The organism is uncultured Rhodococcus sp., from assembly GCF_963525155.1.
Lineage (GTDB): Bacteria > Actinomycetota > Actinomycetes > Mycobacteriales > Mycobacteriaceae > Rhodococcus_F > Rhodococcus_F qingshengii.
In genome coordinates this window covers 15,779-37,325 of the sequence record NZ_CAURKP010000039.1, presented here as the reverse complement: position 1 = coordinate 37,325, position 21,547 = coordinate 15,779, and the positions used below count along the sequence as shown (strand labels likewise).

The 21,547-nt window shown below is 63.0% G+C and carries 21 protein-coding genes; 8 read left to right on the top strand and 13 right to left on the bottom strand.

Translation table 11 applies throughout. The annotated features are described in order from the left end of the window. Positions 1–486 (bottom strand): AraC family transcriptional regulator (locus RWT78_RS11195; protein WP_314675652.1); only part of this gene is annotated, 486 nt, incomplete at its 3' end. 125 nt (positions 487–611) lie between these two features. Between RWT78_RS11195 and RWT78_RS11190 the strand changes: the two genes are divergently transcribed. Continuing rightward, the gene (locus tag RWT78_RS11190; protein ID WP_314675650.1) at positions 612–1,250 is read left to right on the top strand and encodes an HD domain-containing protein; all 639 of its coding nucleotides are present in this window, start codon (positions 612–614) and stop codon (positions 1,248–1,250) included. 9 nt (positions 1,251–1,259) lie between these two features. On the opposite strand, the gene RWT78_RS11185 is transcribed toward RWT78_RS11190, so the two are convergent. The 7 genes from RWT78_RS11185 to RWT78_RS11155 all read right to left on the bottom strand — a co-directional run bounded on the left by RWT78_RS11185 (position 1,260) and on the right by RWT78_RS11155 (position 8,559). Then, positions 1,260–2,216 (bottom strand): R2-like ligand-binding oxidase, encoded by a 957-nt coding sequence (locus RWT78_RS11185; protein ID WP_003940790.1) that lies wholly within the window; start codon positions 2,214–2,216, stop codon positions 1,260–1,262. 87 nt (positions 2,217–2,303) lie between these two features. Continuing rightward, positions 2,304–3,941 carry a sulfatase-like hydrolase/transferase gene (locus tag RWT78_RS11180; protein ID WP_314675648.1) on the bottom strand — a complete coding sequence of 546 codons (1,638 nt, stop codon included), beginning with the start codon at positions 3,939–3,941 and terminating at the stop codon, positions 2,304–2,306. 45 nt (positions 3,942–3,986) lie between these two features. Next, positions 3,987–4,328, bottom strand: a complete 342-nt coding sequence (locus tag RWT78_RS11175) for a DUF6292 family protein (RefSeq protein WP_003940902.1) — start codon at positions 4,326–4,328, stop codon at positions 3,987–3,989. 67 nt (positions 4,329–4,395) lie between these two features. After that, positions 4,396–5,151 (bottom strand): alpha/beta fold hydrolase, encoded by a 756-nt coding sequence (locus RWT78_RS11170; RefSeq protein ID WP_030535116.1) that lies wholly within the window; start codon positions 5,149–5,151, stop codon positions 4,396–4,398. Further along, positions 5,138–5,983, bottom strand: a complete 846-nt coding sequence (locus tag RWT78_RS11165) for an alpha/beta hydrolase (protein WP_054188134.1) — start codon at positions 5,981–5,983, stop codon at positions 5,138–5,140. The genes RWT78_RS11170 and RWT78_RS11165 overlap by 14 nt, the downstream gene beginning before the upstream one ends. Positions 5,984–6,148: 165 nt before the next feature. Further along, on the bottom strand, positions 6,149–7,702 hold the full coding sequence (locus RWT78_RS11160) for a DNA polymerase Y family protein (RefSeq protein WP_003940966.1): 1,554 nt from the start codon (positions 7,700–7,702) through the stop codon (positions 6,149–6,151). Further along, entirely contained in the window at positions 7,699–8,559 is an 861-nt protein-coding gene (locus RWT78_RS11155; protein ID WP_314675641.1) for a hypothetical protein, read from the bottom strand. The genes RWT78_RS11160 and RWT78_RS11155 overlap by 4 nt, the downstream gene beginning before the upstream one ends. 227 nt (positions 8,560–8,786) lie before the next feature. On the opposite strand from RWT78_RS11155, the gene RWT78_RS11150 reads away from it, so the two are divergent. Then, complete coding sequence (locus RWT78_RS11150; protein WP_003940952.1) at positions 8,787–9,986, top strand: serine/threonine-protein kinase; 1,200 nt, start codon at positions 8,787–8,789, stop codon at positions 9,984–9,986. Positions 9,987–9,995: 9 nt separating this feature from the next. Here RWT78_RS11150 and RWT78_RS11145 read toward each other — a convergent pair whose 3' ends face one another. Then, positions 9,996–11,387: an FAD-binding oxidoreductase gene (locus RWT78_RS11145; protein WP_003940869.1), complete on the bottom strand. Its 1,392-nt coding sequence runs from the start codon at positions 11,385–11,387 to the stop codon at positions 9,996–9,998. Beyond that, positions 11,384–12,220: a class I SAM-dependent methyltransferase gene (locus tag RWT78_RS11140; RefSeq protein ID WP_042449717.1), complete on the bottom strand. Its 837-nt coding sequence runs from the start codon at positions 12,218–12,220 to the stop codon at positions 11,384–11,386. The genes RWT78_RS11145 and RWT78_RS11140 overlap by 4 nt, the downstream gene beginning before the upstream one ends. Before the next feature lie 135 nt (positions 12,221–12,355). Between RWT78_RS11140 and RWT78_RS11135 the strand changes: the two genes are divergently transcribed. The 6 genes from RWT78_RS11135 (at position 12,356) to RWT78_RS11110 (ending at position 17,935) form a co-directional block, all read left to right on the top strand. Next, positions 12,356–13,033: a helix-turn-helix domain-containing protein gene (locus RWT78_RS11135; RefSeq protein ID WP_003940889.1), complete on the top strand. Its 678-nt coding sequence runs from the start codon at positions 12,356–12,358 to the stop codon at positions 13,031–13,033. A gap of 110 nt (positions 13,034–13,143) precedes the next feature. Continuing rightward, positions 13,144–13,728 (top strand): M15 family metallopeptidase, encoded by a 585-nt coding sequence (locus tag RWT78_RS11130; RefSeq protein WP_003940687.1) that lies wholly within the window; start codon positions 13,144–13,146, stop codon positions 13,726–13,728. A gap of 2 nt (positions 13,729–13,730) precedes the next feature. Then, on the top strand, positions 13,731–14,372 hold the full coding sequence (locus RWT78_RS11125; protein WP_003940956.1) for a phosphatase PAP2 family protein: 642 nt from the start codon (positions 13,731–13,733) through the stop codon (positions 14,370–14,372). Positions 14,373–14,447: 75 nt separating this feature from the next. Then, positions 14,448–15,146, top strand: a complete 699-nt coding sequence (locus RWT78_RS11120; RefSeq protein WP_003940940.1) for a response regulator transcription factor — start codon at positions 14,448–14,450, stop codon at positions 15,144–15,146. Beyond that, positions 15,143–16,537, top strand: a complete 1,395-nt coding sequence (locus tag RWT78_RS11115; protein ID WP_314675635.1) for an ATP-binding protein — start codon at positions 15,143–15,145, stop codon at positions 16,535–16,537. The genes RWT78_RS11120 and RWT78_RS11115 overlap by 4 nt, the downstream gene beginning before the upstream one ends. Positions 16,538–16,726: 189 nt before the next feature. Continuing rightward, on the top strand, positions 16,727–17,935 hold the full coding sequence (locus tag RWT78_RS11110; protein ID WP_161120812.1) for an MFS transporter: 1,209 nt from the start codon (positions 16,727–16,729) through the stop codon (positions 17,933–17,935). Here the strand turns inward: RWT78_RS11110 and RWT78_RS11105 are convergent. The 3 genes from RWT78_RS11105 to RWT78_RS11095 are packed head-to-tail and all read right to left on the bottom strand — an operon-like array spanning position 17,932 to position 21,372. Next, positions 17,932–19,386, bottom strand: a complete 1,455-nt coding sequence (locus tag RWT78_RS11105; RefSeq protein ID WP_314675631.1) for an MFS transporter — start codon at positions 19,384–19,386, stop codon at positions 17,932–17,934. The two genes, RWT78_RS11110 and RWT78_RS11105, sit on opposite strands and share 4 nt — an antisense overlap. Before the next feature lie 49 nt (positions 19,387–19,435). Further along, positions 19,436–20,095 carry a response regulator transcription factor gene (locus RWT78_RS11100; RefSeq protein WP_003940972.1) on the bottom strand — a complete coding sequence of 220 codons (660 nt, stop codon included), beginning with the start codon at positions 20,093–20,095 and terminating at the stop codon, positions 19,436–19,438. Further along, positions 20,092–21,372: an ATP-binding protein gene (locus RWT78_RS11095; protein ID WP_037125680.1), complete on the bottom strand. Its 1,281-nt coding sequence runs from the start codon at positions 21,370–21,372 to the stop codon at positions 20,092–20,094. Before RWT78_RS11095 ends, RWT78_RS11100 begins: the two co-directional genes overlap by 4 nt. Positions 21,373–21,547 lie beyond the last annotated feature (175 nt).

Genomic DNA, 21,547 nt, shown 5'->3' with positions numbered 1-21,547 from the left:
GGTCACACCCGCCGACGAGAACACCGTGCCGTCCTGGATGAAAATGGCGTCGGGAACTACCGTGATCTGCGGATAGGCGCGCGCCAGCGTTGCCGTGTGTTGCCAATGCGTCGTTGCGCGGCGTCCATCGAGCAGTCCACTCGCCGCCAGGATGAATGTCCCGGTACAGATCGAGGCAACCCGACCCGAACGTCTCGCAAGATCGCTCGCTGCCTCACGCAATTCCGGACTCACCGGCATCGACGGGAACACGTCGCCACCCATGACCAGCAACGTGTCGAAGGAACCGGAATCTGCGACGTCACAGTCGACCGGAATGCGCATGCCGGTCGACGAGTCGACATCGTGTCCACCCACCGAGCAGATCACCAACTCGTAGTTCGCTCCGCCGCGATTGGCCTCTGCGAACACCTCACTCGGACCTGCGACGTCGAGCAGTTTGACGCCGTCGAACACCAGGACGGCAACTCGATGCACTGCGGTCACGATCGCTCCCCTTCGTCCTGATCTGTGGACAGTATGGCCGAGATCGGGGTGCGCCCGCGTGCGTGCTCGACCGACACTGGGACAGACCGAGAAATTCGCAGCAGCGACGAGCAGAGCAGGTACCGATGAACACGATCATTGCCGGTGTGAAAATCCCCGATTCGAAGATGGCTGCCGACGCCACCGAACTCGTCCGAGATACGGCGTCCGAGTTACTGTTTCACCACTCGCGACGCGTCTTCCTCTTCGGATCGCTGCAAGGCGCGCGTTTGGGACTGCACGCCGACCCCGAATTGCTCTACGTCGGCGCCATGTTTCACGACCTGGGGCTCACCGAGAAATTCCGGGACAGTACGGCGCGATTCGAATTGGACAGCGCGGACGAAGCGCGGCGATTCCTCACCGGCTACGAAGTCGACGAAACCGACATCCGCAAAGTGTGGGAAGGCATCGCTCTACATACGACGCCCGAGGTCCCCGCGCGGCTGGAGCCCGAAATCGCCTTGGTGACAGCGGGTGTGGAGACCGATGTACTCGGAATCGGATACAGCGAACTCGACCAGGCCGACATCGACGCCGTCACCGCGGCCCACCCCCGTCCGGATTTCAAGAATCAGATCTTGAAGGCCTTCACCGACGGCTTCAAGCACCGTCCCGAAAGTACGTTCGGGACGGTGAACGCTGACGTACTCGAACATTTCGTGCCGGGATTTCGGCACATCGATTTTGTCGAGGTCATCCAGAACTCGGCTTGGCCCCAATAGAATTCGCAGTCATTTGGCCGCCTCACTCATCGCAGCGGCATCTTCTGCCCCGAACTTTTCCTCGAGGGTCTCCGGCGAATAGTCGAGGTCGATCTCGGCGACGTCGCGCCCGCGTGCAGACTCGATCGCCGAAAGTCGGCGCTGTGCACGGTCTGCGGCATACTCGAGGAACTCCTGATTGTCCAAACCGAACGGCTGCACCTCGAATTGATCGTTGACCCAGTTGATCATTCCGAGAGCCATGGGCATGAGTTCACCCATCCGCTGCTGGACGACGTCCCAGTTGTGATCGTCGGCGGCGACGTGCCTTCGGCAGGTGAACGTCCCCCAAGCCATGTGCCGTCGTTCGTCGTCACCGATCTTTCGCACCAATTGCTGCATGCCAGGGAGGATTCCGCGCGTCGCACAAACTTTCTGCCAGGCGTAGTAACCCGTCAACGCCAGACTGCCCTCGATGACGTGGTTGTACGTGACGCTGGCACGCACCTGGTTGACCGGGCTGGGGTCTGTCTCGAGAATGCGTAGCGACGACGGCAGCTCCTCGTAGAACAGTTGCCGGTAGTACGGATTGTCAGCGACGTAGGAATGCAGGTCACTGGTCAATCCCACTTCGTCCATCCACAGCCGAAACACCTGGGTGTGCTTGGCTTCCTCGAAACAGAACTGCGTCAAGTACATCTCGTCGCCGAATCGTCCCTCGGTCGACATTGCTTTCATGAACGGTTGAATGTCTTCGGTGACGGCTTCTTCACCGGCGATGAACTGTGCACACAGGAAGGTGGCGCTGCGCTGTTGTTCGCTGGTCAGCTCCTGCCAGTCACGGGCATCCTGCGAAAAATCGAGGTCGGTTGGGTTCCAGAATTTGGCGTTTCCCTTGGTGAACAATCGGAGTGGGAACGAATCCCAGTTCAACCCTCCCGACCGAAGAGAACTGAAACCTTCTCGCCCCGGCGAGGTGACAGTCATGACATTCCTTCTTCCCGAACCGAAGACAGATGCCCCACCAGCATGCCCGCAGAACTGAAACGTGAATCAGTTTTGACGAAATTCGATCTATTCCTTCAGGGAAACACACTTGGTCTCCATCACTGCGAAGAGCTTGGCGTTCATCTGAGCTGCCAGATCCGGCCGATACGAACCGATGTTGAGCGGATTGGCGAGATTGTTCAGTTCCAAGGGGTCGGCTTGTAAGTCGTACAGTTCGTATTGCGGCGCAGCAACTCCCGCAGGATCGAAGTACATCGTGTACTTCCAGCGACTCTCGCGTATGCACCGAATGTGGTTGGGCTGCGTGACGATGTTCTGACCGTCGGGCGTCGCACAGTTCTGATCGTCGTAGGTGAACAGAATCGTGTCCTGAACCTGCGCGCTGGGACTTTGCGGATAAGCGGCAGCGTCGACGATGACCGGTGTCAGATCGGTACCCAGGAAGTTCCACGATTGACGCGCAGGCGCTTGGGCGAGCGTGGCGAGAGTGGGCATCACGTCGATCAACGACGCCAGGGCGTCGGTGCGAACGGGTTCGGGAAACAGCAAGGGGTTGCTGATGACCAGTGGAACGCGCAGTGTTTCCTCGTAGGCGTTGAACACTTTCTGCCGCAAACCTCCGTGGCTCATCCCCATCTCCCCGTGATCGGACATCCGAACGATCACCGTGTCGTCGAGCATCTGTGGAGTGGCTTCGATCGCGTCGAGCACGCTGCCGATGTGTTCGTCGACCACCTTGTGCATATAGGCGTAGAAGTTGATGTAGTTACGCGCCTGATCGGGTCCGAGCAGCGGCCCGAGCCCGGCTGCCAACAGCAGTTCCGACTGAACCTGGGCTGTCGGTTTGTGATTGAGCGCCAGGATCTCGTCGAAGGTGGGCGGCAAGTCGATACCCTGCTCGAAGGCGCCCGGCGCGTCCGATCCGTAGTTGTCGCACGTGCCGTTCATCGCGTTCCACGTCTGGGGGTACGCGAGGACATCGTGCGGGTTCACGAACGAGACGATCAGCGCCCAAGGCTGTCCGGATGCGACTGCGGGTCCGGAGAGAAACTCGACAGCTTCCTCGGCGACACGGCGATCATGGTCTGCGCACCCGCCACCGAAATGATCCGGATTGGTGTCCTGGCCCGCGTCCGGCGGAATCCACCCCTCGAAGCCGAATCCTGCCACGTCCTCGCTTGTCGGATCACCACCCTCGACGCCTTTGCTCAGATGCCATTTCCCCCGGTACTGGACGTTGTAGCCGGCCGACGCCAGCAGCTTTGCCATGTTCTGTTCGGAGACCTGCAACTGCGGCTCGGTGGGTGAGACAGTGCCACCTTCGGTGAGCGTTCTGGTGACCCCGTGCTGCGCGGGGTAGAGGCCGGTGAAGAACGTACTGCGACTGGGCGAGCACATCGCGGTGTTGCACACTGCCTGGTCGAAACTCAGCCCGTGATCGGCAATCCTCTTGCGGTTGGGCAGATTCTGTTCAGCCCAGCCTTGTGGCCAGTACATCGGCCGGCGTTCCTGATCGGTGATGATGACAACGATGTTGGGTTTCTGCGGAAACCGATCGGCGGGTGCTGCTTGTACCGGCGCCGCGCTCACCGCGCCGGCCGCGACGTCTGCCACTCCCGCGAGGACAAGGGCACCGACGCCACCGAGGAACGTCCGGCGCGGCAATGAATGACAATGCGGGGCTGGAACGTTCTCTGGGTTCACGGGCGTCGTCCTCTCGGAGGCGTTGTCGCCCCAGAGTTGACCGAATCACTCTTCGCTACACATGCGCGAGCAAACTGCCCGTGCGCTGATCAGTTCGATAACCCGATCCGCACAGCGCAGCGGATCCGGTGTCCGGCCGATACCGAGGGTGTCGACTATCGAAATCGTCCTTCGCACATCAGCCTCCTCGACACCCCACGACCAACCGAAGTCGTGATTCCAGAGCAGAACTGCGTTCTTCCCCGGATGGTGCCTGGCATGAACGGGAAGGACGATCACCGCATCCATGCTCGGCCCCTGCGGCCATCGGACGGTCTCACCGTGAACGGACCGTGCTACCGCGTCGATGTATTCGTGTGCGGACCAGTCGTTGCCGTTGGTATGCATGGAAGTACATTCGGTGCCACACACGTTTCGGATGGGTTCGTGGCATCACCGATCGAGTATTGCGCTTTCAGGAAATGAACGGCAACACAACGGATTCGAATTGGCGATGACCGTCGCGGTGGACACTGTGGCCGGTACGGAAAGAGACCAATTCGCAGCGTGCGACGGTGGCTGCAACAGCGTCGAGGCGAACAGGATCCACCATCCCGCCCAGACCTCCACGCAGGAACAACATGTCAGCCTCGATAAGCGGCAACCGATCCCACCACTGCGGATCCGGTCGGCGGAACTGCTCGAGCGCGGACCGCGTCATCGAGCGATCGAACGTCAACGCGGCTCGCGGATGCCGCACCAAACTTGTTGTGGCGTGCCACAGTTCTGGGACACTCGGCAATTTCCTCGCGAACACCTGTTCCGGGTCACCCGCGCGTAATGGTAACGGCGCTTCCTCGATGACCAACTTCCGCACCGCAGTGGGACGTTTCTGCGCGATCAACGACGCCGCGTGCCCGCCGAGCGAGTGGCCGACCAGATCCACCTGCTCGAGTTCGAGATGATCACACACGTCCATGACGTCGTCCGCGAACTCCTCGAACAGATACGACGACGCACGAGCGCTCCGGCCGTGGCCGCGAAGGTCGACCGAGACAACTCGCCGGTTGCGTGATCGCAAGGTCCGCGCGAACTTGTCCCAGGTACCGCTGTCGCCGCCCATCCCGTGCACGAGGACTACCGGAGGCAGATCGGCCACACTGGGATGCGAGCCGGAATCGCGGTAGCTGATCTGGACCCCGCCGGCACTTCGTACGTTAGCGACACTCACGAGTTCCCAGGATAGACCCGTCCTCACGGATTGCTGACGCGGTCAGCCGAGGCTGCAACTCCCCTGGTCGCGTGACCTCGTCGTAGCGACCGAGTCCGATCCTCGCGATGTTTCGCAGCGACTCGCTTGCATCGGCGAAGTAGCCGCAATGCCCTCGAACGGCACCGGTACCGAAAACAATGGCTCCGTGCTGCGCCCGAACTGGAGACGGGCCGTGCCCGATGCGGCCGATCTTCACGCGTGGGAAGTAGCGGATCCAGTCCGACGGACCAAGCGCAGCCCAGAGATTTCCGGCAAAGCACAGGTCTTCGCGCGAACTGGTCCCCATCCCCGGACTACCCAGCACCACGCAATCGTCCACTCGCGCCGACGGGAGAGCGAGTCCGCACACCACGGCCCCGTAGCTGTGTCCGACGAGCGTCACATGCGCCGATCGCGGCAGGATACGAGTCAACCGCGCCAGATCTATCGCACCAAGTTCTGCAAGTGTCCGGGAGAACGACTCGAGAAATCCCCACGGCGTCCGATAACCGACCCACACGATCACCGCGACGCGGTCGTTCGGCCCGAGCGTTCGGAGCATCCTTCCCAGCGTCCATCCGCTCGCGCGTGGTCCTGTCGGACGGTTCTCGTCGAAGTAGTTTCCCAGTCCGTTGTCGTTGCCCGGCACGAAGATCATGATGTGCTCGGCGGTGGCGACATCGCCGAACACCTCCACGATCCGGCCTTCGCCGGTCTCGTCGTACGCCAGAAGTTGTGCGTCGCGTAGCTCCATCGGCTCGTAGTGAAGTCGATCGGTTCCGGAAACGTCAGCTCGACCCGCCGTTTTCATGACACTCCTCGCGAAGAGTTGCAACGACGAGAATCATTGCAACAGTGAGTTTTTGAATGTCATCAACGCTAGGCGCCCGATGGCGTCGGTGCGATGGCGCCAGCGCCCCTACTGTTCGTACAGTCGACTCGACCATGTCCGGTACAGCTGGCTGTACCTACGAGCTCATTCGTACACGCCCTCCACCGACCATCCACCGCCTTCACAGATCATCAGCAACGCCCGCGATTCCTCCAACAGCACCTGAGCCCGCGCGGCCGTGCGCGCCGAGGCTGCGTCCCACCATCGCTCGTCCACCGGCCAGGGCCCGGCCCATCCCTGCACTGCCCATTCCTTGCTCCCCCACTTCAGCCTTCCCGGCTGCGAGCTGAAGACACCGCGCTCAGTGACGTACACGGCGTTGCCGGCCACATCCTCCAGCCATACCTTGGGATTGTCGACGAAGATCGACCCCGGAGACGGCTGCGGCAGACGACCAGGCCACGGGGCTGTCGGATCATGAGCAGCTACCCGCTCGTCACCCAAGGGCAACAGGGTAATTCGCTCCGAGGGCCCTCGACCACCGCTCAGGACACCGACCTGAACCGATTCGCCGCCCAGAAGACCTTGCACGCGCACCAATGCTCGCCTGGCCCGCTCCTCCTCGTCGCCGACACCGCCCCAAAGCCCCAACTGCAAAGCGCCGGCACTGACCACCTCCACCGGTTCCAGACGCAACACCGCTATGCCTGCGGTCGGCCGGGTCTCACTGCGCCCGGTGAGCCAGCCGTCCAGTTGCCATCGCACTCGATCGGCCGTTCCCTCCGGTGTCAGAGGTTCGGCGCAACGCCAAGTCCGAGAAAGATTTTCACCGTTCCCCGTGCTGGCCGAAATCGACAGGCGGGTGCACGCCACTGCGGCAGCCGACAATTTGTCGTGCAGGAGACTCGCCAAGGCGCGCCCGGCAAACGCTGCGGCATCCACCCGCTCGATCGACGGATCGTAATGCTGCTCCACTTCCAGATCCGGCGGAAGCGTCCGCGCCGACGGTGGCCGCTCGGGTTCACCGCGCGCCGCACGATGCGCGAGCACCGCATCGGCCCCGAAACGCGAAGCGACGTCCACTGCCGGTAAATCCGCGAAAGCACCGATGGTTCTGATCCCGAGCCTGCGCAGCAGATCCACCAACTCCCCGCGATGCGGCGCAGACAGACTGGGCTCGGCCGCCAACTCCGGCATGGGTAGCGGCGCCAGAAACCGTGCCCCCTCCCCCGGCGGCACCAGCGCTGCCCGGCGCGCGGCAATGACCGCTGTGGACAGCTGATCCGCCACACCCACCTGACTCTCGACGCCCGCAGCAGATGCCTGATCCACCAATCGTTCCGCCGCGGCTTCCTCCGAACCGAAGTACCGACTGACACCTCGCGCACTGAGCACCAACAAACCAGGACGGAGTACCTCGACGCCCGGTGCCACCGCATCGATGGCCGCGGCGACCGGCTCGAACAATCTGGCGTCGCGTTCCGGATCTGCCATCGCCACATACAGTTCCGGGCAGCGGGCCTGCGACTCGCGTCGGCGCAGGCCTCGTCGCACTCCCTCCGCGCGGGCCGTCGCCGAACATGCGATCACCCGATTACCCGAGGTGACCGCGACAGGATGCGTGGCAGGAAGATCGGCAAGCGCTGCCGCTGCCACCGCCGGCCAGTCCGGGCACCACAACGCCAGAACTCTGCTCACAGTGACACCACCCGCGACGACACCACCTGCTCCGACACGGCCTCGACCGGCCGGGAAGGTACCCACTCGACCCGCCCGGCTGCACTGCAGATGTCCAGACGCGTGGTCCGGGGCTGGAACGAGCGCCCCCGAGCACGAACCGCGAGGCTCAGGGAACTGAGCCGACCACGCCCCAACTCACGGCCCTGACCGAACCCACCGTAACCATGAACCCGAGCGTCCAACCGAACTTCGGCCCCGTCCCAGTGACCTTCGGTGACAACAAGAGTCGAGCCCTTGCTCCGGGCACGCGCCACCACCGCTCGCGCACGCGACGGGGATACCGACGCACCCGCCAATCCCAGAATCACCAGATCCATACCGTCGAGCAGCACAGCAGCGATCTCGACCGGATCCGGCCCAGGCGCCGGAATGAGCGCCAGACGTTCCAGTTGCGCACCCATCTCGTACGCCGCCAGCAATCCCAGTCGAGGTTGCCCGATGACTGCCACATGCCCCCCGGACGCCGTCACCGACGCGACCAATCCCAAGAGCAAGGAAGCAGCGCCCTCGACGGACACCACGGTTCCGCGCACCAAACCGCCCTGCGGTAGCAATGCCCCGATACCTTCCGGCACTGGGAGAACACCAGCCTTGTGCGCGCGGTCCACGACCGGTATGTCCCGGTCGGCAACACTCTCGAAGGCTGCTGCACTTGTCCCGGAAACACCAGCCACGGAAACACTCGGTCCCGAAAACGACGTATCGCCGCGAGAGGGAATGGACGCGATCTGTCGGCGGAGCTGTGCCAGCCGATCCTGACGGGACAACCCCGCCGCATCTGCCGACAGCTCCACCAACTCGGTCACCTCGGTCATCCCCATCCTCCGGAACACCGGAAAAACTCACTCGGCAGCAATCCATAACCAGCCGGCAAACCGCGGGGAAGTCGGGTCTGACATGCATCCAACGAACAGCAATTTCGAACATATTTTCGAACTGTTTTCAGTAAACCGTGTCACCCCCGACACGTCAAGCAGAGCAAAAAACCCAGTTCACAGGAGCCTCGAGCGTCACAGTGGCATCAATCCATTAACCTTGAGATGTGACAGCTCAGGAGCAGACCGGGAGGGGCATCGGGCCCGAATACCTGCTGGCGGGGCGGTACCGACTCCGCTCCAAGATCGGCGACGGAGGCATGGGCGCCGTCTGGCTGGCCCGCGACACCCTCCTCAGCCGTGACGTCGCGGTGAAACAGGTCACAAGCACGGAAGGCCTCGACACCGAAACGGCCGAAGAGGTCCGTGAACGTACATTGCGCGAAGGCAGGAACGCCGCAAAGCTCACCCACCCCCACTCCATCGCCATGTACGACGTCGCGATCGAGTCCGGTGAACCGTGGTTGGTCATGGAGTACTTCCCCGCCCGCAGCCTCGCCCAGGCGATGAACCTGGCCGACACGTTGCCACCGCTGGAGGTCGCGCAGATCGGCGCGCAGATCGCTGCGGCGCTCACCGAGGCGCACGCCGCCGGCATCGTCCACCGCGACATCAAGCCCGGCAACATCCTGATCGCCGACCGAGGCAAGTCTCTCGGCACCGTCAAGATCAGTGACTTCGGCATCGCCCGCGCAAAGAGCGACGTATCCGACACCCAGGACGAGGTCATCACCGGCACTCCCGCGTACTTTGCACCCGAAGTTGCCCGCGGCGACGATCCCACCGAGGCCAGTGACGTCTTCTCACTCGGGTCGACGCTCTACACGGTGATCGAGGGTCAACCGCCCTTCGGCATCGACTCGGACGCCATCGCTCTACTGCATCGTGTCGCCAAGGCCGAGATCTACCGACCCACCAAGTCCGGACCGCTCACCGACGTTCTCCTTCAGCTCCTCGAGCCGGACCCCACCCGTCGTCCGACGATGGCTCAGGCACGCGACGCGCTCGCTGCAGCCGCGACGGGCGGTGGCACGATCGAGCAGTTGATCGACGCTCCCGTCTACTCGTCCGAAGGCGCCGTGCCGGCGTGGGCTCACCGCACCACACAACTCGCCGACCCACACCGCCGCAATCGCCTGACCGGCTCCACGATCACCGGACTGCCTGCAGTGCAACAGAACACGCCACTGCGGAACGTCCCCAGCCCCATGGACATGTTCTCCTGGCCGCCGCGGATACCGACCGGCCCCGCCGATGCCAGCACCCGCGACAAGGTAGTGGCCTGGGCTCCCCTCGCCATGACAGGCATGGTTGCCGTCATCATCTTGGCCGCACTGATCGTCGTCATCCTGGTATTCACGGCCTGACCGGACGCTCTACGCGGGCAGAATGTTTGCGTTGAGGTGAAACACGTTGTCCGGGTCGTACTTCGCCTTGACGGCGGACAATCGCGCGTACTTCGCCGCACCGTAGGACGCTCGCACTCGGTCCTCGTCGACATCGGTCATGAAGTTGACGTACCCGCCTTGATTGGACGAGAACGGACGCAAGGCTTCCCAGGTCTCACGCACCCACGATCGATCCAATTCCAGTGTCCCGGCATCGGTGGCCGTAGCCGTCATGTTGCACACGTAATGTGGTGTGCGAGAACCACCGAACGCAGTGTCGTCCTCGCCGACGGAGGTGAAAGCTCCCTGCAGCGGAAAGATCGGCATGAAGGACATCGGCGACGATTTCTTGCCCGCTTGCTCGGTCAGAACATCGATCACGTCGTCGGAGAAATCCACCAGGTCCAAGGCCTTCTCATAGGCGTATGCACCCCATGGTTCCGATTCGTCGAGCATCGACTGTAAACCGATGTACGGGAGCGGGGTGACGAACTCGAACAGCGTCGGCACGCCCTCTCGAATCGGCGCAATCGCGTTCGAGTGTTCCTCTTCCGATCCGAAACCGGCTACCAGCAACGCGTATCCGGGCAGCAGGTGAAACTGATCCGGAACAAACGGTGCCGGAGGCGCGGACAAACCGACGGCAACCATCGCTCCGGCATTTCTCGGCAGGGCAGGCACCACTTCGCGGCACAGACGAAGCGCTGCGGGTCCGTCCTCCATCCCCCAGAAGAACAGTCCCAGATGCACTTCCGGACCGATCTCGCTCAGACGGTACTCGAACTCGGTGACCACTCCGAAGTTTCCGCCGCCGCCGCGCAGTGCCCAGAACAAGTCGCTGTGATCGTTCTCGGAGGCCCGCACGATCGAACCGTCGGCGAGCACCACCTCTGCCGACACCAGATTGTCGATCGCCAGGCCGAGCGTGCGCGTCAACCACCCCATGCCGCCGCCGAGGGTCAGGCCACCGACGCCGGTATCACTGATCACTCCACCGGTCACTGCCAATCCGTGTTCCTGCGTCGCGGCGTCGAGGTCGGCAATCGTCGCACCACCACCGACCCTGGCTCGCTTCGCGGACGGGGCGACACTGACTACGTTGATCGCACTGAGATCGATCATCACACCGCCTTCACACACCGATGTACCTCGGTAGGAATGCCCACCACCTCTGACCGAAACCTCCAACGAATGGGCTCTGGCAAATGCAAGTGCCACAGACACATCCGACGCCGACCGGCACCTGGCGATCACCGCCGGACGATGATCGATCTGCCCGTTCCAGATCGACCTGGCGTCGTCGTACTCCGGATCTCGGGGGCTGAACACAGAACCCGTGATCGCCGATTTCAGTGGCGCGAACTCGACCGTCGTCATCATGCACCGCCCTCGTCGGGTGTCGCGGTGAGAAGCAGGTATTCCCACTCCATCACGAACGGCTCGCTTCCGCTGCCGTACTTCTTTGCCAACTCGAGCAGATCGCGATCGAGCGCCTGTGTGCGGTCAGGATCGCCGGCGATGTTCCGGTACACCGCGATGGTCGGGCCGTAATTCTCCTTGAAGAAATCGCGGAAATCTTCCGGCCCGCTGAATGTGTCCACACGAAGTACGTCTTTCCTCGCGGCAACATCGCCGAGCAGATCACGAACATGGTTCTCGTCGCCCCACAAAGGCGCCGGCTGCGAACCAGGAGGCGGCGGCGGTGCATACGGCTTCATCGTTTTGAACATCTCGCCGATGAACCCCGTCGGAGTCCAACTCAGCACTCCGATCTTTCCGCCGGGTCGGCATACTCGCAAAAGTTCGTCCGCGGCGCGCTGATGATGCGGGGCAAACATCACACCGACGCACGAGAGCACTACGTCGAACTCGTTGTCGCCGAACGGAAGAGCCTCGGCATCGGCCTCCTGCCAATCGAGTTCGACACCCGCGAGCGCCGCGGCCTCCCGTCCTGCCACGAACAGTTCGGGAGCCAGGTCGGTGGCGATCACCTGCGCACCCAGCGCAGCCGCCGGAATGGCGGCGTTGCCGGACCCCGCCGCGACGTCGAGCACCCGATCTCCTTTCTGCACGCCGCATTCACGCACCAATACAGGTCCGAGTTCCGCGATGACCTGCGTCGCCACCGCCGGATAGTTACCGAGCCCCCACATTGCCCGGTGCTTGGCCTTCAGCTCCCGGTCCAACCCGAGAGTCCCCGTTGATTCACTCATTACCGTTCTCCTTCAATAATTTTCGTACTCGGAGCCCGACAGCGTTCATGCCGTTACTCCGACGCTACGACGACGGTTCGCTCCTCTCCAGTACGAAATCTGTACCGGAGCACCCCGGAGGCCTACGATCGAGAGATGGGGTCCTCGTACCACCAGTTCTGCCCCGTCGCCAAGGCGATGGAGCTACTCGACGAGCGGTGGACACTGCTTCTCCTCCGCGAACTGATCATGGGAAGCGAACATTTCAACGATCTCCGCCGCGGGCTCCCGCGAATGTCACCGACTCTGCTCTCGACCCGGCTTCACCAACTCGCGGTCGCCGGCATCGTGGAGCGAGAAGAAACCGACTGTGTCGTCAGCTATCGTCTGACCGACGCCGGCCGCGAACTGCGCCCTGTGGTCGAAGCTCTCGGCATCTGGGGTACCAGGTGGATCGGTGAACTGGGCGACGAAGATCTGGATCCGAAGCTGCTGCTGTGGGACATGCATCGCCGCGTGGATCATTCCGTGGTGCCTGAAGGCAAGACCGTGGTGCACTTCGCATTCTCCGGAGTACGTGGACATTCGCGGAACTGGTGGCTCGTCATCAATTCCGGTGAGGTGGACATGTGCGATATCGATCCGGGTTTCGACGTTGCAGTGTCGGTCTCTGCGGGCTTGCGACAGATGACCGAGATCTGGCGAGGTAACCTGACCTGGTCGGACGCCATACGGTCCGGTGACGTCACCATTTCTGGGCCTACTGCGTTGCGTCGTAGCCTGCCTTCGTGGTTCGAGCTGTCGACTTTCGCGTCGATCCCGCGCCCCGCGTAGCGCGCGCTCACCAGCCCCGTTCCGTCCTGTTACAGAGCTGTTGCAGACCGTGACACCGTCGACGAACGGTGACCACCTGCCGGTGACACTGACCGAGAAGTCTCTGTTGTATGCCCAGCCACCGCGGAATCATCCGCTTCGTCGCACTCGGTGCAGTCGTGCTCGGTGCGGTCGCGCTCAGCTCCTGCTCGTACACAGAAGAAGCACAACCGAAGAGCGGTAACTACCTTGCCACTCAGCCTGATTCAGGACCTTCAGGCGGCGAGATCGAGGACGGCATCAGCTTGCAGGACACTCATGTGCCCGCGCTTGCCCGTCTCGATTCCGCACTGCTCGCGGCGCTCCAGTCGGCAGCGGCCGACGCACAGGCATCCGGCGTGGACATGCACGTCACGTCGGGTTGGCGGTCCGCGGCATACCAACAGCGACTGTTCGACGAAGCCGTCGTCAAGTACGGCAGCGTGGACGAAGCGTCCAAGTGGGTGCACTCGCCGAGCCTGTCCAAGCATGTCAGTGGACAGGCCGTCGACATCGGACCGACCGACGCCGACGACTGGCTCATTCAGCACGGCAGCGATTACGGCCTCTGCCAGACCTACGCCAACGAGATGTGGCATTTCGAATTGGCAACCACTCCTGGCGGGGAATGCCCGCCACAACTGAGCAACCCCTCGGACGAGAGAGCGGAAGGCTGATCATGACACGAGTCAAACCAGCGAGACTGATTGCCGCACTGGCAGTCTTGATCCTCGGAGTCGTCGAATTCGAATTGGCGGTCAACACGACCGGTGGTCAGATCGTCGACCAACAACTCATGGTGGGCGCGGCCACCTCCGAACGCCTCAGCGTGTTCTCCGCCGAGTTCATCGGCCTCGTCACCCCGATACTGATAGTGGGAGGAGTGCTCGTGGCGCTCATGATCACATTGCGCAACAACCCGATTGCGCTAGCTTTACGCGTCGTCGTCGTGACCCTCGGCCCCATCACGACAGCCTGGGTTCTCAAACAATCGCTGAATCGACCGGACCTGAACGGTCTGGTGATGCACAATTCCTTCCCCAGCGGCACTTTGACGGCCATAGCTGCTCTGGTCTGCGCGATCGTGATCGTCACGCCCTCGAGGTGGCGGGCGGTCGTTGCGGTCAACGGTGCGCTGATCACCATCGGAACCGCGATCTCGGTAGTCGTGCTGCAATGGCACCGCCCGAGCGACGTGATCGGTGCACTACTGCTCGTCGGCTGCTACACCCTCGCTGTGTCGGCATTTCCGTTGAACACCAGCGTCGCCCGGCATGCGGTGCTGGCAGACTCAGGCAACGAGCGACTCTCGCGAGTGTGACCCCTGTACCCTTGGCTGACCGAGATTTCTCCGACCGCAGAAGGCCCCTGATCATGGCGAGTCCAAGGTGAGCTCATGGTGAGCATTCTTTTCATAGAAGACGATCCAGCCGTGGCCGAGGCAATCACGTTGGGACTGAACCGACTCGGGCACAACGTCAGCCATCGCCCCGACGGTAACGGTGATTTCGACGACGCCCTGGGTGCCACGGACCTCGTCCTACTCGACCTCGGGCTGCCGGGTGCCGACGGTTACGAGATCTGCCGACGTATCCGCACCCGAAGTTCGATCCCGATCATCATTCTGACCGCTCGATCCGACGACATCGACACCGTCGCCGGCCTGGAAGCCGGTGCCGACGACTACGTCGTCAAACCGGCCAGTCCGCGCGTCCTCGACGCTCGTATCAAAGCCGTCGTGCGGCGCTCGGCACCCGCAACGACGCGCCCAGATGCGACGCCGGGTGCAGAGACGTTCGGCGACCTGGAATTGGATCGGTCGTCGCTGCAGGTCCGCAAGGCCGGGATGCTGCTGACCCTCACCCCGACCGAACTCCGACTGATCCTGGCGCTGACCGAGAACCCCGGACAGGTCCTCAGCCGCCGACAGTTGTTGTCCGCAGCCTGGGACCAGGAGTATCTGGGTGATTCCAGAATCGTCGATGCAGCAGTGCAGCGGCTGCGCGGAAAGATCGAGGACGACCCGGCCGCACCGACCGTCATCGAAACGGTGCGCGGGTTCGGGTATCGCTTCAACACCAGCCCAGCCCGATGAAACCCACCTGGCTTCAGGTCGACGGTCTGCGAACCAGGCTCGTGCTCGTGTTCATCGCAATCGTCGTGATCATCGCCGGCGCAACCGCGGGTGTCGTCTCGTTCATGGCACGGTCGTGGATCTATTCCAACGCTCAGGATGTCGCGACCGCACAATTTCGCGACGAACTGCAATACGTCAACGGAACACCGGTAGACGAGTTGACGCCTGCCAACCTCCAACAGATCTTCCAGTCCGACATGACGCTGATCGTCGACGGCGAAGTCATCCGTCAAGGATCCGTGGATGCGGCGACCATTCCGCCCAGCTTCGACGAAGGTTTGGACAGTCCGAAGCTGATCCGTTTCGAGAGGCTCGACTCCCAGCGCATCATGTTGGGAATGTCCGTCAATGTCGTGGACATGAGCGCGGACGACAGCTACGACAACGAGACATTGGTCAAAGCCGTCACCATCCGGCCGCTGGTAGGAGTGCAGGACAAGTTCGACGACCTGCTTCGAGCTGTCGGCCTCACCCTCGCCGCCGGTGTGTTGGTGAGCGGACTACTCGGGCTGTGGATCGCGTCGACGCTTGTCCGTCCGCTCAAACGCCTGGACAAGGCGGCCGCCCGCGCTGCCGACGGCGACCTCAGCGTCCGACTCCCCGAAGACGGAGTAGCCGAACTCGCCCAGGTCACAACAACGTTCAACAACATGGTCGCTCGCAACGAAGCGGTCATCCGAGGTCTGGAAGAATCGGAAGAGCAGTCGAGAAGGTTTGTCGCAGACGTCTCCCACGAGCTCCGAACGCCGCTCGCAGCACTGGTGCCGGTCAGTGAGATCCTCCGTGAAGAGATCCCCAATCTTCCGCCCGACGCCGCCGCTGCCGCGCGCATCGTGAACAGTGAGATCGGCAAGCTCACTCGACTTGTCGAAGACCTCATCGAAATGTCTCGCCACGACTCTCAGCAAGCGCACCTCGTCCTCGACGACGTCGACCTCGTCGAATTGACCGAGCGCACACTCGAGAGCCGCGGATGGACAGATACCGTCGAACTGCGCGCACCCGAAAGTGTCAGCGCCAGAGTCGATTCACGTCGGATCGACATTGTCGTCGCCAACCTCGTCGGCAATGCACTGCGCCACGGAGCGCCCCCGGTTCGCGTCGAGTTGAGCGTCGAATCCGGTTTCTCCGTCATCACCGTCGTCGACCACGGCCCCGGCATCTCACCCGAAGACCGGCAGGCGATCTTTCGGCGGTTCTACAAGGTCGACACCGCGCGCGGACGCAGCGAGGGCAGCGGACTCGGACTCTCGCTCGCCGTCGAGAACGTGCACCTGCACGGCGGCACCATCGGCGTCGACCAGGTGGATGGTCGCACGGTCTTCACGGTTCGCCTGCCCCGTCGCTGACCCCTTCCCGAGCGAACGTACCTTTCGGCGCACCCAAGGCGATCGCCGTACCGTTCGCTCGAAAAGGGATGGGCACTTCGCAACCCAACAACGTCCACCTGCGACCAAATAGTGGGATTCTGGTTTCAACATGTGAAACCGCGCGAGTAGCGTCGGCATCGTCGAACAGCGTAGAGATCGGAGGGCACCATGACGCAGGCGTCGCGGCTGGAAAAGACGGCCGTCTCCCCGAAGGCGTGGACGATGCTCGGAATCGGCGTCGCAGCCCAGGCCGCAGGCACCGTCTTCGTCAGCACCCCCGCCTTTTTGATCCCGCTGCTGCATTCCGAGCACGGCCTCTCGTTGACGCAGGCCGGAACTCTGGCCGCTGCACCCACTTTCGGCATGGTTCTCACGCTGGTGGCGTGGGGAGCGATGGCTGACAGATTCGGCGAGAAATGGGTCATCTCCATCGGGCTCGGCCTGACGGCGATCGCCGCGCTGGCCGCGACCACCACCGACAACTACACCCTCCTCGGGATCGCATTTCTGCTGGGCGGAATGGCTGCGGCGAGCACCAACGCTGCCAGTGGACGTGTTGTGGTCGGCTGGTTTCCCAAGGATCGGCGCGGCCTCGCGATGGGAATCCGGCAGATGTCACAGCCCCTGGGCGTGACCATCGCGTCGCTGACCATCCCGACTCTCGCTGCGAACGTAGGAATCGGTTCGGCCGTCGGACTGTCGGTAGCTCTCAACGGCGTTCTCGCCCTGATCTGCGCCGTCGCATTGATCAATCCCCCGCGGCCGGCGGCGCGGCCCACAGACATCCCGGTCGAGACGATCAACCCTTATCGCTCGAACTGGTTCCTGTGGCGCATTCACGTCGTCTCGGCACTGCTGGTGTTTCCGCAGTTCACCCTTTCGACATTCGGTCTGGTCTGGCTGATCAGCGAGCAAGGATGGGACGCTGCGCCCGCTGGGCTCCTGATCGGGATCTCCCAGTTCGTGGGTGCACTCGGACGCATCGTTGTCGGCATCTGGAGTGATCGCGCCGGAAGCAGAGTAGGCCCGCTGCGGTTGGTTGCCGTCTCCGCGTCTGCGGTCATGTTGGCAATGGCGGCAGCCGGCGCAGCGCCTTGGGGCGTTCCCGCCTTGATCCTGCTGCTGGCAACCACTATCAGCGTCGCCGACAACGGTTTGGCATTCACTTCCGTGGCCGAAGCTGCCGGGCCGAAATGGCAAGGAAAAGCATTGGGCGCACAGAACACCGGGCAGTTCATTGCCGCGTCAGCAGTGGGCCCGGTGGTCGGTGCGCTGATCGGCGCGGTCGGCTACCCGCTCGCCTTCGCGATAGTCGCGGCATTTCCCGCCGCAGCAATTCCCTTGGTGCCCAGCCGCGATCGCGACATCAGCGTCTAGTCCCTCATCGGATTCGGTTGCACTGCAGGTCCCGTCAGATCACAATGCGGCTTGCAGGCAACCGAATCCGCTTCCTGAACAGGCTCTACTGTCGGAGTTCGGATCAGCGTCGCGGCGATCGCTGCACCGACCAACAGCAGTGCCACACAGATGTACATCGCGTACCGGAACCCGTCGGAGAAACTCGTCGGATCGACCAGGCTCTCGGCATCAATGCCCACGAGAGCGGGCAAGGCCGCAACCGCAAGAAGCTGGCTCGTGCGAGCAACGGCATTGTTCACACCTGACGCGATTCCGGACTGCTCCACCGGTACCGAACCAAGCACCGCGGCGGTCAACGGCGCGACCATCACCGCCAGGCCGAGCCCGAACACCAGAACTCCCGGCAGCACGACGGTCAGGTACGACGCATCCGGGCCGATCCGCGTCATCAACACCAACCCCACCGCGGCAACGGCGGGCCCGACCGTCATCGGCAATCGCGGTCCATGCGTCTGCGCGTAACTGCCCGCGCGCGAAGACAACAGCAGCAATGCCAAGGTGATCGGTACCGTTGCGACGCCGGCAGCCACCGGCGAGTACCCGGCAACCAATTGCAGTTGCAGCACGAGCAGGAAGAACACACCGCCCAGCGCCGCATAGACCGCAAGGGTCACCAGATTGGCCGCGACGAACATCCGCGAACGGAACAGGGACGGCGGCACAAGGGCACTCGGTGAGCGTCGTTCCACCACGACGAACAGGCAGAGCGCGATCACTCCGATCAGCCCGACTATCGGGTTGACCTCGATCAGCCCGTACGTCAGTGCGCCGAGACCGACTACTGCGCAGGCAGATCCGACCACGTCCAGGCGCTCGGGCGGATGCGGGTCGCGGCTCTCCGGTACATGGCGCACCGCTGCCCACACCACGACGATCGCCAGCGGGATATTGAGCAGGAATACCGATCGCCATCCCGCCACTTCCACCAGCCAACCACCGAAAAGCGGTCCGATGGCGCCGGCAACACCACCTAAACCCGACCACAATCCGATTGCCGCGCCGCGGTCCTCCTCACGAAGTGACGCGGAGATGATGGCAAGGCTGCCAGGCGTCAAGAGCGCTGCGCCCACACCCTGCAGGATTCGTGCAATCACCAGAAACGTGATGTCCGGTGCAATTCCGCAGAGCAACGACGCGACCGCGAACCAGACCGTCCCCCACACGAATACCCGTCGCCGACCCCAACGATCACCGAGCGCTCCCCCGAGCAGAATCAGCGACGCCAAGGCCAAGGTGTAACCGCTGAGCGTCCACTGCAGTCCGGCGACACCGGAACCCAGTTCTTCACCGATGTGAGGAAGAGCAATGTTGACGACGGTGCCGTCGAGGAGAGCCATGCTCGAGCCGAGAACGGTGGCGGCGACAACCCAACGCCCACGCTTCGACGCGAGCGCCAGTGGTTCCGTCATCGGTCCATGGTGCGCCTTCACACGCAATCGCGAAAGAGCGCGCGGGAATTCAGTCGATCTGGCGGCGATGTGCCCAACGCGTCAACGCATTGCGATTGGACTGCTGAGTCTTTCGCAGGACGTTCGATGCGTGAGTCTCGACCGTCTTCACGGAAATCACCAGGTCCTCGGCGATTTCACGGTAGGTGTACCCACGTGCCAGCAATCTGAGCACTTCGAGTTCTCGCGGAGTCAGCGAGTCAAGTTCCGGATCGAGTTGCGGTTCGGGTGCATTGGAACGCCCGGTGAAGGAGTCCAGTACGAAGCCTGCCAGGCGAGGCCCGAACACTGCGTCACCACCGGCAACGCGTCGTACACCCTCGGCCAGTTCGGATCCCGAGATCGTCTTGGTCACATACCCGCGCGCGCCGCCGCGGATCACCGCGATCACATCCTCGGCCGCATCGGAAACGCTGAGCGCCAAGCACACCGGGCCGGAATCGATTCCGCGCAGAACTGCCACTCCACCACCGTCAGGCATGTGGACATCGAGCAGAACGACATGCGGTTTCGTCGAGTTGATACCCGCGATCGCCTCAGCGACGCCACCGGCTTCACCGACTACGTCCATGTCTGCCTCGCGCGAGAGTTCCGCCCTCACCCCGGAGCGGAACACTGCATGATCGTCGACAAGAAATACGCGGTACGGGGGCGGCGCAAGCGAAGTCACTGGGGCTGTTCCTCGGGGTTGTCGACACGGTCAGCAGTCTGGTCCCACTTTAGAGCAGAGTCACCGAGCGGCATGTGCACGCGGATCTCGGTGCCCTTTCCGATGTCGGATCGAACCACGACGCGGCCACCCCGTCGCTCGATGCGACCACGAATCGACTTGGCCAAACCCTGACGGTCCTCCGGCACCGCATTGACGTCGAATCCGACTCCGCGATCACGAACGAACACACTGACCTGGTCGCCCTCGACCTCGGCGAAAAGATTGATTTCCTTCTCCCCCGAGTGCTTTGCGGAGTTGACCAGAGCTTCACGCGTCGCACCGAGGAGCGCGGTGAACGCTTCCTTGGGCAGACCGTTCTCGACGCCTTCGCCTTCGAGTTGTACGTCGCCGACCGTGACGGGGCGGACCGTGACGCCATGCTGGTCCTCCACTTCACCGGCGATGATCTTCAGACCTTCCGTCAGGCTCGTGTGGTCGATATCCCCGCCGCTGAACAACCACTTGCGCAGCTCGCGTTCCTGACCACGGGCCAGGCGCGCCACCTCTTGCGGATTGTCGGACTGCTTCTGAATCAGCGCCAACGTCTGAAGTACGGAGTCGTGCAGATGCGAGGCGATCTCTTCACGTTCGTCGTTGCGAATTCGGGCCGCACGCTCGGCGCCGAGAGCCCGCCACATCCGCAGCCACAGCGGCACCGTCAACAAACCGACACCGATCAGCGTCACCACCACGGCCAGCAGGGACGAACGCAGTGCTTCGAGGTCGACCTGAGCGAGGACGACGACGCCGAGACCCAAGATGATCAACGTCGCTCCCCCGACCACCCGCGCCCACGTGAGAACGGTAGGCCGCTGCGGCAAGCCGATGACGGTCCGGGGACCGTCGGAGTCGAACTCGCGCCACACCAAAGCGGCACCGATCGCGACGACGAAGAACGGTGCGAGCACCGAACCCGCTGTGCCGCTGAACAGCCAGGACAACGCGGCTGCGCCGCCCAATCCGAGTGCGATCAAGCCGTACGCCCGCTGCCGCTCGGCCGCGGACGGCTTCTGGGTGTCCGTGCCGGCTGAGGTGAAGATCCAGAGGGCGCCGTAAATCACGATGCCGGATCCGGCCATCGCCGCCAGAATCGCGAAGGCGACTCGAACCTTCAGGACGTCGATCCCGAGATGATCGGCGATACCGCCTGCAACACCGGCGACGATGCGACCGCCGGAGCGCCGCTCCAGCTTTCGCAATGGAACACCGCCCGGAATGGGCACACCCTTCTTCATGGGTACGGCATGCACCGGTACCCCGTTGACGGGCGGGCCTCCCGTGAACCCGGGAGCGGGACCGCTCACGAACGGCGGATCTGACAGATATTGCACATAGTCGATACTGGCACGAACCACTCGCAGTCACATCAGGGTCCAACCCTGAATCAGGGCGGCGCCCCTGGCCCCGATC